This is a genomic window from Mesorhizobium sp. CO1-1-7 (genome assembly GCF_020164885.1).
In the GTDB taxonomy this organism is placed as follows: domain Bacteria; phylum Pseudomonadota; class Alphaproteobacteria; order Rhizobiales; family Rhizobiaceae; genus Mesorhizobium; species Mesorhizobium australicum.
This window is the reverse complement of the sequence record NZ_JAIUHA010000007.1, coordinates 182,720-200,220: the sequence shown is the minus strand read 5'-3', so window position 1 is coordinate 200,220 and position 17,501 is coordinate 182,720. Positions and strand designations below refer to the sequence as shown.

The following is a 17,501-nucleotide window of genomic DNA, read 5'->3' as shown; positions in this document are numbered from 1 at the left end:
CGCGCCAATCCTACCCGTTTCTGTTGACAAATCGCGGGCTTGCGCCTAATCGCAATACCAATCTTGCAGGCGCGTGGCGCTTGCCGCGACGAATGACGTTGCGCTTCCCCGAACCAGCCAAAGACAGCAACACTTGTCCTCAGACACGACGATCGCTCAAGAAGCGTTGACCTTTTCAGACCTCGGCCTGTCGCCGAAGGTGCTTTCCGCAGTCACCGATGCCGGCTATCTCCAGCCGACGCCGATCCAGGCTGGTGCGATCCCGCACGCCTTGCTCGGCAAGGACGTGCTGGGCATTGCCCAGACCGGCACTGGCAAGACCGCATCCTTCGTGCTGCCGATGCTGACCCGGCTGGAAAAGGGCCGTGCCCGCGCCCGCATGCCGCGCACGCTGATCCTGGAGCCGACGCGTGAGCTTGCCGCGCAGGTCGAAGAAAACTTCGTCAAATACGGCAAGAACCACAAGCTCAACATCGCGCTGCTGATCGGCGGGGTGTCGTTCGACGAACAGGACAAAAAGCTGGAGCGCGGCGCCGATGTGCTGATCGCTACGCCTGGCCGTCTTCTCGACCATCGCGAGCGCGGCAAGCTGCTGCTCAACGGCGTCGAGATCCTCGTCATCGACGAGGCGGACCGTATGCTCGACATGGGTTTCATTCCCGATATCGAGCGTATCTGCGAGATGATCCCGTTCACCCGGCAGACGCTGTTCTTTTCGGCGACCATGCCGCCAGAGATCACCAAGCTGACGGAAAAATTCCTGCATGCGCCGGTGCGCGTCGAGGTCTCCAAGGCCGCTTCGGCGGCCACCAACATCATCCAGCGGTTGGTCAAATCGGGCTCGAAGCCTTGGGACAAGCGTGAAACGCTGCGCAACCTGATCAAGGCCGAGGATGCGGAGCTGAAGAACGCGATCATCTTCTGCAACCGCAAGATCGAGGTTTCGGAGCTGTTCCGCTCGCTGCTGAAATATGATTTCGATGCCGGTGCGCTGCATGGCGACATGGACCAGCGCGCGCGCATGCAGATGCTGGCCAATTTCCGTGACGGCAAGCTGCGCTATCTCGTCGCCTCGGATGTCGCCGCGCGCGGCCTCGACATTCCCGATGTCAGCCATGTCTTCAACTACGACGTGCCGATCCATGCCGAGGACTATGTCCACCGCATCGGTCGCACCGGCCGCGCCGGACGCTCCGGCAAGTCCTTCACCATCGCGACCAAGTCCGACACCAAGTATATCGACGCCATCGAACGGCTGATCGGGACCAAGATCGAGTGGCATGACGGCGACCTGTCGACGGTGGTTGCCAGCGAAGGCGAGGACGATGCTCCGCGCCGCGGCAAAGGCGCGCCACGCCGCGCCGGCCGCAAGGACGAGGACCGCAACGACAGGGGCGGGCGCAAGAAGAGCGGCGAGCGTCGCGGCAGACACAGCGAGGAAGATGCCTCGGCCGTGGGTGCTCAGCCGCAGGAGCAGCCCGATGTGGCCGAGACGGCCGATATTGTCGAACGGCGCGCCCGCAAGGATGCAATCCGCTCGGAAAACACCGAGCGCAAATCGTCCGACCGCAATGAGCCGCGCGCCCCTGAGCGCGGCGACACCAGGCCGCAGCGCAGCAACAGCCGCCCTGCCCGCCACCATCAGGAAGACAACGACGCCACGGTCGGCTTCGGCGATGACATGCCGGCCTTCATGCGCATCGTCGCCAAGGTCTGATTCCAGCGAGCAAGCCGCCTAGGGGCGGCTTGCCTTCTTTTTTGCCCTGCAGCCGACAGCAATTCGAGGAAAAGCCGCGTAGCGCTCTTCCGTCGCGAATTGCGTGGAAACAAGCAGGTGGGGCGATTCAGGCGAACGCTGATCCGCTCCAGTTCACATCGGCCCGGGCATCATCTTGGTCGGTTTTTCCAGCATCGGAAACTCGGCCTTGTTGCATTTCACCCTTGGGTTCGTCGGACTGAACATGCCGTTCGGATTGTCATCGAGCCAGGCGTGAAGATCGTAGTGGACGAACTCCTTCGGGATGAGCGGATAGTGTCCCTCCATCGGGCCCATGAAGGTTTGACCGAACAGCTTCGGCGGCGCCTTGATGTCCGGGGTTAGCGGCACCAGCCATTCCACACCGACCAACTTCAGACCTTTCTTAGTCGGCTCGTAGATCAGGACGTTTGGCTTCATCGGGTCGAGTTTCTGGCCGACGCTTGGAACATTGACGAAATGAATGCCCATGGCGCCTTTGGGATAGTCCATGGAGCCGGGTATCTTTTCTCCGCTGTAGTAGACGCAGCCGACCGTCGACAAATAGAGATCGCGGACGGCGGCGGTGTAGTCCTGATATTTGGCGAGCGATTTTTTCAACGCGTCGATGTCGGCCTTGTTGGCGTCCTCGGCATGAGCCGTGGCGAGGCCCAACCATGCACCTACAACACCTGTCAAAGCGAGGACGCCGCAGCGCCCAAGGCTGGCTGTTCTTGTCATGCATTCCTCCCAGATTTCATGATCTGGCCGTGCAAGACCGAGGCGGCGGCAAAGTCGTTGATTGCGCGGCCGATTAAACCGCCCCATCCCTTTGGAACGCGGCAATGCTAATCCTTTCCACGGCTGCGGAAAAGAACTTATTAGATATTGCTAATTTTATTTGACTGCTGTCACGAAACTGGCACCGCCAGTATACGCCTGGATGAAAACGGCCCCCATTGGGGGCCGTTTAGCGTGACAAACACGGCCCTGCTCAGGTGAGCGGCGAAAGCTGAATCTCGACGCGTCGGTTCTGGGCCCGGCCCTCGGCCGTGGCGTTGGAGGCGACGGGCCTCGTCTTGCCAAATCCGGTGACTGCGAAGCGGCGCTGATCGACGCCCTGGCCGGAGAGATAATTGGCGACCGCCAGTGCACGGCGCTGCGACAGGTCGAAATTGTGCTGGTCGCCACCGGTCGAATCGGTGTGGCCGAAAACGTCGACCGTGGTCTGCTTGAACTTCTTCAGCACCAGCGCCACCGAATTCAGCACTTGGTAGAAGCCGGGCTTCACCGCGTCCTGGTCGGTGTTGAAGGTGATGTCGGACGGCATGTTGAGGATGATCTGGTCGCCGCTGCGGGTGACGCTGACGCCGGTGCCCTCGAGCTGCCGGCGCAGTTCCGCCTCGTTCTGGTCCATAGTGGCGCCAATGGCGCCGCCGGCCAGCGCGCCGATGCCGGCGCCGATCAGCGCATTGCGACGATCATTGCCGCCGGCAAGCAGACCAAGGCTGGCACCGGCCAAAGCGCCAAGGCCCGCGCCCGCCGCCGTGTTGGAAATCTTCTGGTCGCCCGTATACGGATCGGTGGTGGTGCACGCGGTCACGAGCAGAGCCGTCGCCATAACGACGAGCACGGTCTTCTTCATAGGATGGTCCCTCTCCAAGTCACGCCTTACGATGGCGCCAAATCAGCCCTTGCCGCGACTTGTAGCATGAAATGCGGCGAAAAACGGAACGGGAAAAGCGCCTGCCGATTATCCAGTTGGCAGCCCGGTGTGGCTACCAGAGATTCCTGCCGTCAATGACCACCACTTCGACCTTGTCGAGATCGAAATCATCGAACAGCCGCGCGTTGACGCTGATCTTCGGATTGTCGAAATCCGGCTCGCCGGTCGACCAGTCCGGCGTTTCGGTGAAGGTACCGCAGCCGCAGGTTGCGCAAAAACCATGCTTTACGGTTTTTGAGCCCCACTGATAAAAGGAAACATTCTTCAGCGGCGTGACGAGCTTGAACTGCGATGGGGTATAGTAGGCCCAAAGCGAGCCGCGTTTCGAGCAGAACGAACAGGTGCATTGCGTCACCGTCCGCGGCGCTTCCGACATCTCGAACATCGTCGCCTTGCAGTGGCAGCTTCCCTTGATGGCCATGACTATCACCTCTCCATTGTCCGCCGCCCAAGCGGCAAGGCACCATAAAGAAGCGACCCTGACAACTGGCCGTCAGCAGGCTTTTGCGCCAATGCACTTCAACTGTCGGCGCGGCTCAAAATGAGCGCGGCGGCACGAACAGACATATCGTTTTGCCGGCATCGAGACCGGCCTGATGAGCGCACCAGTGAAATTCGCCGTCAGGGCTGTCCTTGACGCGCTTGTCCGTCATCGGAACGACTTCGCCGGTACCGGCAATCACGTAGCCCTCGGGCTTCTCCAGCACTTCGCCGGTATGCGTGGCACGACAGTCATAGTTGGCGCAGCAGGCGAACGGATAGCTCCAACCCTGCGGCTTTGCCGCCGTGGGCTTGGCGTCATGAGCAAAGGCCGCTGGCGCGAACATCGCGACGGCCAACAGAGAAAACATAAGTCGGCCGGCCGGTTGAACGGCTCGGGCCGATCTGGGCATGGCAGCAGACATGGGACGTTCCTTTCGAGCGTCAAGCATTTCGCCTGCCCGTTCCCGGAACGTGTCTTCCCAGTGGCCGGATCATCAGTCGCAGATATGCCGCGTCCGGCCATAAATGCTTTTTGTCTCCCAGCATTTGGATGCTGGGCTGATTCCTTGGTCGGCGCAAGAAGCCGCTGCGCCCAGATATGGGCGCACGCCATCAACACACTGCTACCGCTGACGAGATTCAAGCCAGGTAAGTTCCCGGCAGGCGGGGCATGCAAACAACGGGATTGGCCCGGAGTGGTTCCAGCCGGTCAAATCCAATCACATGCTCTTGATTGCCGGTGACAGTGCCGACGATCGTCCGCAAAGGAGAATCAGTCGCCCTGCAGCCGATGAAGGTATGAGCAGCCGGCCGAACGGCGAACATGCGCCGCGCCCGCTTTGGGAGCAAGAAAAGCCGCTTCCCGCACCAGAGCAACAAGCAGAATCAGGCCCCTTGCGATCACCGCGAACTTGTCGCGCCGCACCGGCGAACACTTGAGGCCAACACCGGGCGCCGCACGACAATACGTCCGCTTTTGCGACGGCTCGCGATCATTGCCCGCGCAAGCAGCCTAATCCAGATCCGCCACCGCTTCGCCCGCGCCGCCCTCGATGCGTTGCGATAGCGAAGCTTCCATGAAGTCGTCGAGGTCGCCGTCGAGCACGCTCGAGGGGCTGGTGCTTTCGACACCGGTGCGCAGATCCTTGACCAGCTGATAGGGCTGCAGCACGTAGGAGCGTATCTGGTGACCCCAGCCGATGTCGCTCTTCGATGCCTCAGTGGCATTGGCCACCGCTTCGCGCTTCTTCAGCTCTTCCTCGTAGAGGCGCGAGCGCAGCATTTCCCAGGCCTTGGCCTTGTTCTTGTGCTGCGAGCGTTCTGCCTGACAGGCGACCGCGATGCCGGTGGCGATATGGGTGATGCGCACAGCCGAATCGGTGGTGTTGACGTGCTGGCCGCCCGAACCCGATGAACGATAGGTATCGATGCGCACGTCGGATTCGGAGACGTCGATCTCTATCCTGTCGTCGACCACAGGATAGACCCAGACGCTGGAGAAGGACGTATGACGGCGCGCATTGCTGTCATAGGGTGAGATGCGCACCAGGCGGTGGACGCCGGATTCGGTCTTCATCCAGCCATAGGCATTGTGGCCCTTGATCAGCAAGGTCGCGGACTTGATGCCCGCCTCTTCGCCGTCATGCACTTCCAGCACCTCGACCTTGAAGCGGCGGCGCTCGGCCCAGCGCGTGTACATGCGCAATAGCATCGAGGCCCAATCCTGGCTCTCGGTGCCGCCGGCGCCGGCATGGATTTCGAGATAGGTGTCGTTGGCGTCCGCTTCGCCCGAGAGCAGCGTTTCCACCTGTCGGGCCTTGGCCTCGCCCTGCATCGAACGGATCGCGGCTTCGGCTTCGGCGACGACGCCTTCGTCGCCCTCTTCCTCGCCGAGCTCGATGAGACCGATATTGTCTTCCAACGCCTGGGTCAGGCCCTTGACCGCCGCGATGCCTTCCTCGAGGCCCTGGCGCTCGCGCATCAGCTTCTGCGCTTCCAGCGGTTCGTTCCAGAGGCTGGCGTCCTCGGCCCGCACGTTCAGGTATTCAAGCCGCTTTATGGCCTGATCCCAGTCAAAGATGCCTCCTCAGCAGGGTTATCGCCTGCCTGATCTCGTCGACGATATTCTGCGTTTCCGCGCGCATGGCCTGATGTTTTGTCCTGTTGCTGAAATGACGCTTCGGTCGGCGCGATACATAGGGACGGTGCCGCCATGTGTAAAGCGAAATGGGCCAGCCGGAGGCTGGCCCAACTGGACGCGTGAATTCGTCAGTAAAGGCCGCCGCCGCCGTCCTGGATGGCCTGGTTGGCCTGCGGCGACAGCGCGCCGCCCGAGGCGTTGGAGCCATCGGCACCCATGCCGATCACCCAGTAGCTGTCGGCGGGGCCGGTGCCCGGCTTGAAAGCCTCGATGATGGTGCCCGCATCGCCCGAGGAGGAGCGCATGCCGGTCTTGCGGTTGATGGCGATCAGGTTCATGCCGTCAGGCACCTTGAAGTCGACATTGGGCGTGCCGTCCAGCGCCACACGCATGAAGTCCTTGAAGATCGGGGCGGCAAGACCGCCGCCGGTGGCACCGTGGCCGAGGCCGCGCGGCGTGTCGTAGCCCATATAGAGCCCAACCACGAGGTTCGGCGTATAGCCGATGAACCATGCGTCCTTCTCGTCGTTGGTGGTGCCGGTCTTGCCGGCGATGTGGCGGCCAAGTTCCCCGATTGTGGCGCCGGTGCCGCGCTGGACGACGCCCTCCATCATCGAGGTGATCTGGTAGGCGGTCATCGGATCGAGCACCTGCTCGGAATTGTCGACCAGTTCCGGCTCGGGCTGGTTTTTCCATTCAGGAGCGTTGCAGCCTTCGCAGCCACGCTCGTCCTGCTTGAACACGGTCTTGCCGTAGCGGTCCTGGATACGGTCTATCAGCGACGGCTTGATCGACTTGCCGCCATTGGCCATGATCGAATAAGCCGAAACCATGCGCATGACGGTCGTCTCGCCCGAGCCCAGCGCCATCGGCAGATATGGCGCCAGATGATCATAGACGCCGAAGCGCTCGGCATATTCGACGACCAGCTTCATGCCCATGTCGTTGGCAAGCCGCACCGTCATCAGGTTGCGCGACTTCTCGATGCCGGAGCGGAGCGTTGCCGGCCCGGCGACGGTGCCGTCATAGTTCTTCGGCGTCCAGGTGGTGTTGCCGCTCTGGATGGTGATCGGTCCGTCCATGATCACCGAGGCCGGGGTATAGCCATTGTCGAGCGCGGCCGAATAGACGATGGGCTTGAATGACGAACCCGGCTGGCGCATCGCCTGGGTGGCGCGGTTGAATTCGGACTGCGAATAGGAGAAGCCGCCGACCATGGCCAGCACGCGGCCGGTGTGCGGATCCATCGCGATCAGTCCGCCTTCCACCTCGGGAACCTGGCGCAAGCTGTAGGTATTGTCGGAGCCGTCGTTCTTCTGGACGAAGATGACGTCGCCCGGCTTCAGCACGTCGGCCGGTGACTTGGCCTTGACCGTCTTGCCGTCGACCACATGGCGCATGGCAAAGCCCATGTCTTCCTTGCTGACGGTGCCTTCGACGCGTTCCTTCACGATATCGCCCGACGCCTGGCGTGCGGGCTGCAGGCCGATCGACAGCCCGGACGCCGAACTGTCGAGCACGACGGCCAGCGACCACTCGGGAACATCTTCCAGTCCCTTGACGGCGCCCAGCGGCACACCCCAGTCACCGGAGACGTCGATCGTCTTCAACGGCCCGCGATAGCCACGCAAAGTATCGTATTTCATCAATCCATTCTGCATCGCCTTGCGGGCGATGAGCTGGACCTTCGGGTCAAGGGTGGTGCGAATCGACAGCCCGCCCTCATAGAGCGCGTTCTCGCCATAGCGGGCGATGATCTGCCGACGAACCTCTTCCGTGAAATACTCGCCGGCGAAAAGGTAGGAGCCGCTGCGGCGCGGAGCAACGCCAAGCGGCTCGGCCTTCGCCTTTGCGCCCTCTTCAGGCGTCACGTAACCGTTCTCGACCATCTGGCCGATGACCCAGTTTCGCCGTTCAATTGCCCGGTCGGCGTGCTTGAAGGGATTGTAGTTGGCCGGACCTTTCGGGAGCGATGCCAGATAGGCGGCCTCGGCCACGGTCAGCTCGTTCACCGATTTATCGAAGTAGGTCAGTGCCGCACCGGCAACGCCATAGGCGTTGAAGCCAAAGAAAATCTCGTTGAGATAGAGCTCGAGGATTCGATCCTTGGAATAGGCCTGTTCGATGCGGAACGAGAGGATGGCCTCCTTGACCTTGCGTTCCAGGGAACGCTCGTTGGTGAGCAGGAAGTTCTTGGCAACCTGCTGGGTGATCGTCGAGCCGCCCTGCATGGGGCCACCCGAAACGTAAGTGATAACCGCTCTGCCCAATCCCGTTATATCGACACCGGGGTGGCTGTAGAAGTTCTTGTCCTCAGCCGACAGGAAGGCAGCCTTGACGCGATCCGGGATAGCCTGGATCGGCAAATACAGGCGCCGTTCCCGCGCGTACTCGGCCATCAGCGCGCCATCCGAGGCATGGATGCGGGTGGTCACCGGAGGCTCGTACTTTGCCAGCACTTCGTAGTCAGGCAGATCCTTCGCTACATGGCCGATGTAGAGGGCAACGCCCGCCGCGGCCAGGAGGGCCAGCGTCGTGCCTATGCCGAAGAAATAGCCAATGAGACGAATCATACCCGCTCCAGTCCTTGGTTCGGGAATTTCCTAAACGAAGCCGCCTTTCACGCAAGCTTTCGAGCCGGTCCCAACCCGTAATCGAAAACCCATGTCGCCACCATGTGGACAAAATACGGCAAGGCCTGATTTCGCAGCCGCAAGCCCGAAATAAAAGCGCAGGGTGTTGTCATCGCGCAACGCCGCCTCTGGTTGCAGGCGCCGCCGGGCATTGTCAACCTCCGGTTCCAGCCCCGGCACGCGCGGAAGCGAACAATGCCACGGCATTGGTGATGCTTTGCGCTGCCTTGCCGCGCCACTCGGCGTCAAGCAGTTGCGCCTCGTCCTTGGCATTGGAGAGATAGCCGAGCTCGACCAGCACGGACGGCACGTCGGGGGCCTTCAGCACCTTGAACCCGGCCGAACGCTGCGGATTGTTGATAAGGCCGACGCTGGTCGACAGCTGACCGACCAATGTGTGGGCAAAACTCATCGAGAAGGTGTGCGTCTCGCGCCGGATCAGGTCGATCAGGATGTCGGTCACTTCCTTGCTGTCGTTCTTGATGACCATGCCGGCGAACTGGTCGGACAGGTTTTCACGGTCGGCCAGCGCCTGCGCTTCCGGATCGGAGGCCTTGTCGGAAACGGTATAGACGGTGGCGCCGCGGATGCCCTTGACGCTGATCGTGTCGGCATGAATCGAAATCAGAAGATCGGCCTCATGCTGGCGGGCGATGCGGACGCGGTCGTCCAGACGCAGATATTCGTCGGTATCCCGGGTCATGAAGACATCGTATCGGCCGGCGGCCGCGAGTTTGTCGCGCAGCTCCGTGGCAAAGGCCAGCGTGACGTTCTTCTCGATGGTGCCGTTCAACCCTTCGGCACCGCCGTCTATGCCGCCGTGGCCGGGGTCGATGACGACGGTGAATCGGTGGCCTGGATTGGAGACAGGCCCGGTTCCGACCCGGCCGCCCTTGTCGGTCGAAACCGTGGAACCGGTGGTCAGCGCCTGATTGGCAAGAGCGGCGTCGAACTCACGTTCGGAGGCCGCCGACATGTCGACGGCAAGGCGGTAGCCGGTTCCGTCCTCGTTCTTGAGCACATCGAGCTTGTCGACGGCGAACGGCCCCTTGCCGGTGAGGATCAGTCGCGAGACGCCCTCGCCGAGCTCGCCGAGCCGCACGCCCTTGACCAGGCCACGCGGCTTCAGATCCTTGGCATCGATGGCAAATCGGGTGTTCGCAAGATCGATGACAAGGCGATTGGGTCCGCGCAGCAGGAACCATTTGATGTCAGGCTCGCGATCGAAATCCATGACGATGCGCATCTTGGTGGCATCGCCGGCCATTTTGTAGCCCTTGGCCATGAGCGGAGCGTCGGCCGCATTGGCAACCATGGAAAAGGCTACAGGGGAAAAGACTTGGGAAATCGCCACCAGCAGCAGGAGACAGAAGGCACGGAGAACCTGGCCGCCAACACGACATCCCTTGTCTGTGAAGTCCGCCAGTCCCATCTTTCTTCCAGTCGCTCCCGGTTTGGCGCCAGGCGCCGGTTCGTTTCGTCAACATGCCGGTTAGGCCGCGAGCTCGATTAACGATTGGTATCCAGAGAAGGTTAACCAAGCCTTTTCACGCAAGGACGGGGCCAGGCTTACGCTACGGAACTGCTTTTTGCCGGCATCGGAAATCGGGGTTGCCTTCCAACCCGCCAAATCATAAAAGCGATGGTGGATCACTGCAATCCTGGAACCGCCCTCCTCCGCAGCTTCCTGCTACAGGGTCAGATGAAAGGCGGCTCCTTTCGCTTCACGCGAAAAGGCTTCAGGTGATTGCGACGAATTTCGCAGGTGTGCTCCCGTGGCGGGGGAATCGCCTGCGTGAGGAAAACGGCCGGGTTTGTTCCCGCGCCGGCTCTGTATGAGCAAACAAGCTGGTCCGGTTTCCGGGCTTTGGTTCAAAAGGTTCTGCTGGTGACGATGGCTTCAAGCGCAATCATGGAAAGGTCCGCATCAAACCGCGCCAATATGGCTGCGGGCGGCACCGCCATGACACGCACGCAGCGTCCGGCGGACATTCAGACATCCGGCACCCACACACCAGAAACGCAGCAGCGGGCTTTGCCTTGCAAGCTGCGGCTGACGGCTGCCGGGAGGAAACGAAATAATGCCCAACAAAATGCTGATAGACGCCTCCCACCCGGAGGAAACACGCGTAGTCGTCATACGCGGTAACCGTATCGAAGAATTCGACTTTGAATCCCAGGACAAGAAGCAGCTCAAAGGAAATATCTATCTCGCCCGTGTAACGCGCGTCGAACCTTCCCTTCAGGCAGCCTTTGTCGAATATGGCGGCAACCGTCACGGTTTTCTCGCCTTCAGTGAAATACACCCCGATTACTACCAGATTCCGGTCGCCGACCGTCAGGCACTGCTGCGCGCGGAAGCGCAGGAGGCCGAGGACGAAGAGAACGAGGACGGCGAAGGCGATGATCGCCAGAGCCGGGATCGTGGACGGCGCGGTCGCCGGCGCGGCGGCAAGCCCCGCGACCGTGGTGAAAACAGGCGCGATGCCGGCGCGGCCGAATCCGGCGAGGCAGACGAAAACAACGACAATGGGCCAGATGACAATGGCCCGGACGTTGTCGCCGAGAACATGGCTGACGTTTCCGGGACCACGGAACACGCATCCGACGCCTCGGAATACGCCGACGCATCCGAACAGGACGAGGTTTCTTCCGAACAGGATAAAGGCGAGACCAACGACGGCCCCCCCAAGTCGATCGCCGCGTCCGTCGAAGGCGACGTGATTTCCGAGCCCATCCCGCATGCCGAACAGGGCAGCGAAGCCACCTCCACCGACAATGATCGCGGCATGCTGGAGGAAGTATCCTCTTCCCATCCGGACGATCATGAGATCGAATCGGTCGGCGCCGAGGACGCGCTCGAGGAAGTGCGCAATCGCCGCAAGCCGGTGCGCCGCCAGTACAAGATCCAGGAAGTGATCAAGCGCCGGCAGATCCTGCTGGTGCAGGTCGTCAAGGAAGAGCGCGGCAACAAGGGCGCGGCGCTCACCACCTATCTGTCGCTCGCCGGCCGCTATTCCGTTCTGATGCCGAATACGGCGCGCGGCGGCGGTATTTCGCGCAAGATCACCAGCGCGGTCGACCGCAAGCGCCTCAAGGAGGTCGTCGCCGATCTCGAAGTGCCGCAAGGCATGGGCGTCATCCTGCGCACCGCAGGCGAGAGCCGCACCAAGGCCGAGATCAAGCGCGACTACGAATATCTGATGCGGCTGTGGGAGAACGTGCGCAATCTCACGCTCCAGTCCACGGCCCCTGCCCTTGTCTATGAGGAAGGCAGCCTGATCAAGCGCTCGGTGCGCGACCTCTACAACAAGGACATCGACGAGATTCTCGTCTCCGGCGAAGAGGGCTATCGCGAGGCCAAGGATTTCATGCGCATGCTGATGCCGAGCCACGCCAAGGTGGTTCAGCCGTTCCGCGACACGACGCCGATCTTCGTGCGCAACGGCATCGAGGCGCAGCTCGACCGCATGCTGCAGCCGCAAGTGACGCTGAAGAGCGGCGGCTACATCATCATCAACCAGACCGAAGCGCTGGTCGCCATCGACGTCAATTCGGGCCGTTCCACCAAGGAGCACTCGATCGAGGACACCGCGCTCCACACCAATCTGGAAGCAGCCGAGGAAGTCGCCCGCCAGCTCAGGCTGCGCGACCTTGCCGGCCTGATCGTCATCGACTTCATCGACATGGAGGAGAACCGCAACAACCGCTCCGTCGAGAAGCGGCTGAAGGATCACCTCAAGAACGATCGTGCTCGCATCCAGGTCGGCCGTATCTCGCATTTCGGCCTGATGGAGATGTCGCGTCAGCGCATCCGCGCCAGCGTGCTGGAATCGACCATGAAGCCGTGCCCGCATTGCGGCGGCACCGGCCATGTCAGGTCCGATTCGTCGGTGGCGCTGATGGTGGTACGGGCAATCGAGGAGTTCCTGCTCAAGGATTCGCGAAGCCACATCACGGTGCGCACGCCGGCCGCGACCGCGCTCTACGTGCTGAACCACAAGCGCGGCACGCTGGTGGAACTGGAAAGCCGCTTCGGCCTGACGATCACCATCGAGGCAGACGATGCGGTCGGTGCCCAGCACTACGCGATCTTCCGCGGCGCGCTGGCCGAAAAGCCGGAAGGTTTCGTCGAGGTGCGCAGCCTGCCGGCCTATGTCGAGCCGGAAGAGCCCGAGGACGAGATCATCGTCGCCGAGGAGGAAGACGAGGCGCCGGCCCAGGCCGAACAGCCGCGCCACGCCCAACAGCCGCAGCATCAGCAGCCCAAATCCGGCGAGGACGGCGAAGGCCGCGATCGCAAACGCCGCAAGCGCCGCAGGCGGCGTGGCGGCAAGGACCGCGACCGCGAGCATGGCGCCCCGACCGACGGCGCTTCCCTCGCCACGTCCGATGACGGTTTCTCCGCGCCGGAAGGCGCTGCGGACCATGGCGATGCCGAGGTGGACGACGAGGCTGCGGTCGCCGCAACCGGGACCGTCGAAACGGCGGAAGCGCCCGACGATGGCCAGGGCAAGAAGCGTCGGCGCGGCAAGCGCGGCGGCAAGCGCAACCGTCGCGAAGACGGTGAAGGCGAGACCGAGGCGGAAGCCGGCGAAACGACCGAGCCCGCCGAAGCGGACGCTTCGCTAAGCGAGCCTGTGTCGATCGAGCCGGTGGCTGCCACCGCCGTCGAACAACCCGCGGCTACCGTGAGCGACGAGGTGCCAAGCACCGAGAAACCCAAGAAACCGCGTCGCGCAGCCAAGCCGAAGAAGGCGGCCGCCGAAGCCGTCGCCGATGAGCCGACCGCGGACCTGGCCGTGCAGGCACCCGCCGAAACGCCAGCCACGGCATCGGACGAGGCAGCGGCCGCCGAGGAGACGCCGAAGGCTCGGCCATCCCGCCGCAAGGCGGCAGCCGCTGATACGCCTGTCGTACCGGTGGTTTCCTCGACCGTCGCTGATGAGCCTGAAGTCAAGACCGAAGAAAAGCCGAAGCGTGCCGGCTGGTGGCAGCGGAAAGGCTTTTTCTAAGCTTTTCAAATCGTTGAATTGAATCTTCGACAAAAAAATCCCGCGCCGATCGAAATGAACGGCGCGGGATTTTTCTTATCGGCAGGTCACGTTTCTAAGGCGCGAAGATCGACCAGTTCATCATCCTGGCGAGTTTTTCCAGCGCGATCGAACCCAGCTTGGAATTGCCGTTGGCGTTGAGGCCGGGCGACCAGACGGCGAGCGAGGCGACACCCGGCACGATGCCCAGTATGCCGCCGCCAACGCCGCTCTTGCCGGGGATGCCGACGCGGAAAGCGAAATCGCCAGAGCCATCATAGTGGCCGCAGGTCAGCATCATGGCGCCGATGCGCCGCGCCCGCTCCGCCGACACCACGGAATGCCCGGTCGCCGGGTTCTTGCCGCCATTGGCGAGGAAGCGGCCGGCCATTGCCAATTGCCGGCAGCTCATGGCAATGGCGCAATGGTGGAAGTAGACGCCCAGCGCCAGTTCCGGCGCATGATGGAGATTGCCGAAGGATTTCATGTAGTTGGCGAGCGCGAAATTGCGGTAACCAGTGGCACGTTCGGAAGCCGCGACCTCGCGATCGATGATGATCGTCTCGTCGTCGGCGAGGAACTGGATGAAGCGCAGTATCTCGCCGATCGCCTCGCGCGGCTGGTGACCGGCAAGCAGGATGTCGGAAATGACGATGGCACCGGCATTGATGAACGGATTGCGCGGAATGCCGTTCTCATGCTCGAGCTGGACAATCGAGTTGAACGGGTTGCCGGAGGGCTCGCGCCCCACCCGCTTCCACAGCGCATCGCCGACATTGCCGAGCGCCAGCGTCAGCGTGAACACCTTCGAGATGCTCTGGATCGAAAACGCCTGGTCGGCATCGCCGGCCACGAGCGTGCGGCCATCATTGGTAACGGCCGCGATGCCGAATTTCTTCGGGTCGACCTTGCCCAGTTGGGGAATATAGGTCGCGACATCGCCGCGATCGGTGCGTTCCGCCATTTCCGCCGCGACTTCCGCCAATGCTTGATCAAGTTTGGGGGCCTGTTCGAGTTCCGGCATGACGCTACCTCAACCAGCGTTCGATGCGCGCCATCGCCTCGACCATGTCGTCGTGGCTGCCAGCGTAGGAAAACCGCATCGTGCGATGCCCCGCCCGGGTGTCGAAGTCGCGGCCGGGTGTCGCTGCAACATGCGCCTCGGCAAGCATCCTGCGGGCGAAGACCATGCTGTCGTTGCTGTGCCGGGTGACATCGCAAAAGGCATAGAAGGCGCCATCCATGGGCGCCGCCAGGGGAAAATCCAGCTCCGGCAAACGCTTCATCAAGAGCTCGCGATTCCAGGCATAGCGTCCCTTCACCGCCTCCAGTTCCTCGGTTGCGGCAAAAGCCTCGATCGCGGCGATCTGCGACAGCTCCGGCGGCGAGATGTAGAGGCTTTGGGCGATGCGCTCGACCGGCCGCACGAGTTCTTCCGGCAAAACCATCCAGCCGATGCGCCAGCCGGTCATGCAGTAGTATTTCGAGAAGGAGTTGATCACCGTCACGCTGTCGCTGAAGGCGAGTGCCGTGGTGTCGGGGGCGCCATAGGCCAGCCGATGGTAGATCTCATCGGAAATGACGGCGATGCCGAGCGATTCCGCCGTGGTGACCAGCGTCGCCAGCTCGTCGGCTGAGATGACGGCGCCCGTCGGATTGGCCGGACTTGCGAACAGCACGCCCTTCAGCGGCGCCTCGCGATGCGCGGCTTCCAGATGGCCAGCGTGCAGATAAGCCGCGTCGCCGAGCTCGATTTCGACCACATCGATGCCAAGAGCGGCCATGATGTTGCGATAGGCGGGGTAGCCGGGCGCGGCGATGGCGACCCGGTCGCCCGGGTCGAACATCGCCAGGAAGGCGAGATTGAAGGCCGCCGACGATCCGGTGGTTACCGCGATCCGGCCGGGGTCGACATCGAGGCCATAATGATCCGCGTAGTGCCCGGCGATCGCCTTGCGCAGCGAGGCCAGACCCAAGGTGTCGGTATAGCCTATGCGTCCATTCTCCAGCGCCTTGGCGGCGGCGGCACGGACCCGAGCCGGCGCAGGATCGGATGGCTGGCCGACCGCCATGGAGATCACCGGCACGCCCTGAGCCCTCAGCCGGTTCGCTTCGGCCAGCACATCCATGGCGTGGAACGGCTCGACATTGCCGCGATGGGAGAGCGAAACGACCATTTTTACCCCTGTCCCGAGGATTGAGCGCGCCAGGTCCTGACGCATGCGCCGCACAAATGCCCGATTGATGTGAGGATCACAAGTTGAGGAAGTTTTTCAGGCGCCGACTTTTCATCTTTCGCCCGCTCGTCTACCAGTGGACACATTATGTTGAGCCGACCCAGATCGACGATTGCCCGGGCAGCGCGTGTCTTCGCAACGGTTTCGCTTGGCGCCGCGGTTGCGGTTGCGGGTTCGCAGACCGCCTTCGCCCAAGGCGTGCCAGTGGTCCGCGACGCCGAGATCGAAGCCCTGGTGCGCGATTATGCGCGGCCGATCTTCAGGGCCGCCGGGCTGGCGAATGATGGCATCGACATCGTGCTGGTCAATGATTCCAGCTTCAACGCCTTCGTCACCGGGCGCCGGCTGTTCATCAACACCGGCGCGTTGATGACGGCTGAGACGCCGAACGAAATCATCGGCGTCATCGCACACGAAGCCGGGCATATCGCCGGCGGCCACCAGCAGAAACTGCGCGACCAGCTCGAACGCGCCAAGACCATGGCCATCATCGCCACCTTGCTCGGTGCCGGCGCGATCGTTGCCGGTGCGACCACGAACAGCCGCGGCCTTGCCGGCGCCGGCATGGGCGTGGCGGCCGGCGGCGGCGAGATGGCGCAGCGCAGCATCCTCGCGTATCAGCGCACCGAGGAAATCACGGCCGACCGCTCGGCCATCACCTATCTCAATGCCACCGGCCAGTCCGGCATGGGCATGCTGAAGACCTTCCACCGCTTCCAGACCGCGCTATCGCTGTCGGGCGCGCAGGTCGATCCCTACCGGATCAGCCACCCGATGCCGCAGGACCGCATCGCCAACCTCGAGGTGCTGGTCAAACAGAGCCCCAATGTCGACAAGATCGACGCGCCGGCACTGCAGCAGCGCCACGACATGATGCGGGTGAAGATTGCCGTCTACATGGAAGGCCAGGCCGCCGCGACGCGGCTGATGCAAAAGATGCGGGGCAGCATGGCGGCGCTGTATGGCGATGCCCAGTCGGCCTATCTCTACGGCAACATCGCCGCGGCGCTCACCAAGACCAACGCCCTGATCAAGGCGCAGCCCAAGAATGCCTACTTCCAGGAGCTGCTCGGCGATATTCTGATGAAAGCCAACAAGCCCGCGGATGCTGCCGACGCTTATTCCAAAGCGGTCAGCCTCGACCCGGCACGGTCCGGCCTGCTGCCTGTCTCGCTTGGCCAGGCGCTGATGGCGGTCGGCACGCCAGACTCGCTGAAGAAAGCTGTCGTGCAGATCAACAATGGCCTGGGCCGCGACAAGGAAAACTCCACCGGATATCGTTATCTGGCGCAGGCTTACGGGGAGCTGGGAGACATACCGGGCGCGGAGCTTGCCACCGCCGAAGGCCATTTCTATTCCGGCAACTACAAGGATGCCAAGATCTTCGCGATGCGGGCGCAACAGCAGATGAAGCGCGGCGAGCCGCGCTGGATACGCGCCCAGGACATCATAAACTACAAATCGTCAGGCAAGAGCCAGTAATCTCATGAACCTTCCGGCCGCGTGCTGCGACA

General features: G+C 62.5%; 12 protein-coding genes. 3 read left to right on the top strand and 9 right to left on the bottom strand.

Annotated features, from left to right (window positions below; genetic code table 11):
• The first annotated feature begins 133 nt into the window (after nt 1-133).
• Nucleotides 134-1,717 (top strand): DEAD/DEAH box helicase, encoded by a 1,584-nt coding sequence (locus LB516_RS17150; protein ID WP_181173048.1) that lies wholly within the window; start codon nt 134-136, stop codon nt 1,715-1,717.
• Between the two features lie 153 nt (nt 1,718-1,870).
• Here the strand turns inward: LB516_RS17150 and LB516_RS17145 are convergent, their stop codons facing one another.
• The 7 genes from LB516_RS17145 to LB516_RS17115 all read right to left on the bottom strand — a co-directional run bounded on the left by LB516_RS17145 (nt 1,871) and on the right by LB516_RS17115 (nt 10,149).
• Entirely contained in the window at nt 1,871-2,476 is a 606-nt protein-coding gene (locus tag LB516_RS17145) for a hypothetical protein (RefSeq protein ID WP_318011821.1), read from the bottom strand.
• 253 nt (nt 2,477-2,729) lie between these two features.
• Nucleotides 2,730-3,380, bottom strand: a complete 651-nt coding sequence (locus LB516_RS17140; protein ID WP_015318025.1) for an OmpA family protein — start codon at nt 3,378-3,380, stop codon at nt 2,730-2,732.
• 133 nt (nt 3,381-3,513) lie between these two features.
• Nucleotides 3,514-3,882, bottom strand: a complete 369-nt coding sequence (locus LB516_RS17135; RefSeq protein WP_224720043.1) for a GFA family protein — start codon at nt 3,880-3,882, stop codon at nt 3,514-3,516.
• 115 nt (nt 3,883-3,997) lie between these two features.
• On the bottom strand, nt 3,998-4,366 hold the full coding sequence (locus tag LB516_RS17130) for a hypothetical protein (protein ID WP_224720041.1): 369 nt from the start codon (nt 4,364-4,366) through the stop codon (nt 3,998-4,000).
• A 590-nt stretch (nt 4,367-4,956) separates the two neighbouring features.
• A protein-coding gene (prfB, locus tag LB516_RS17125; RefSeq protein ID WP_015318029.1) for a peptide chain release factor 2 occupies nt 4,957-6,088 on the bottom strand; the annotation gives its coding sequence in 2 pieces (ribosomal slippage) (nt 4,957-6,021 and nt 6,023-6,088; 1,131 coding nt in all).
• A gap of 124 nt (nt 6,089-6,212) precedes the next feature.
• Nucleotides 6,213-8,657: a penicillin-binding protein 1A gene (locus tag LB516_RS17120; protein ID WP_015318030.1), complete on the bottom strand. Its 2,445-nt coding sequence runs from the start codon at nt 8,655-8,657 to the stop codon at nt 6,213-6,215.
• A gap of 214 nt (nt 8,658-8,871) precedes the next feature.
• Nucleotides 8,872-10,149, bottom strand: coding sequence for an N-acetylmuramoyl-L-alanine amidase (locus tag LB516_RS17115; protein ID WP_224720040.1), 1,278 nt, complete (start codon nt 10,147-10,149; stop codon nt 8,872-8,874).
• A 649-nt stretch (nt 10,150-10,798) separates the two neighbouring features.
• On the opposite strand from LB516_RS17115, the gene LB516_RS17110 reads away from it, so the two are divergent.
• Nucleotides 10,799-13,732: a ribonuclease E/G gene (locus LB516_RS17110; protein WP_224720039.1), complete on the top strand. Its 2,934-nt coding sequence runs from the start codon at nt 10,799-10,801 to the stop codon at nt 13,730-13,732.
• A 94-nt stretch (nt 13,733-13,826) separates the two neighbouring features.
• Here LB516_RS17110 and LB516_RS17105 read toward each other — a convergent pair whose 3' ends face one another.
• Both LB516_RS17105 and LB516_RS17100 read right to left on the bottom strand, forming a co-directional pair.
• On the bottom strand, nt 13,827-14,774 hold the full coding sequence (locus tag LB516_RS17105) for a glutaminase (RefSeq protein WP_224720038.1): 948 nt from the start codon (nt 14,772-14,774) through the stop codon (nt 13,827-13,829).
• A gap of 4 nt (nt 14,775-14,778) precedes the next feature.
• Entirely contained in the window at nt 14,779-15,927 is a 1,149-nt protein-coding gene (locus LB516_RS17100) for a pyridoxal phosphate-dependent aminotransferase (RefSeq protein WP_224720037.1), read from the bottom strand.
• A gap of 147 nt (nt 15,928-16,074) precedes the next feature.
• Here LB516_RS17100 and LB516_RS17095 point away from each other — a divergent pair, with 147 nt between their 5' ends.
• On the top strand, nt 16,075-17,469 hold the full coding sequence (locus LB516_RS17095; protein WP_224720036.1) for a M48 family metalloprotease: 1,395 nt from the start codon (nt 16,075-16,077) through the stop codon (nt 17,467-17,469).
• The last annotated feature ends 32 nt before the right edge of the window (nt 17,470-17,501 follow it).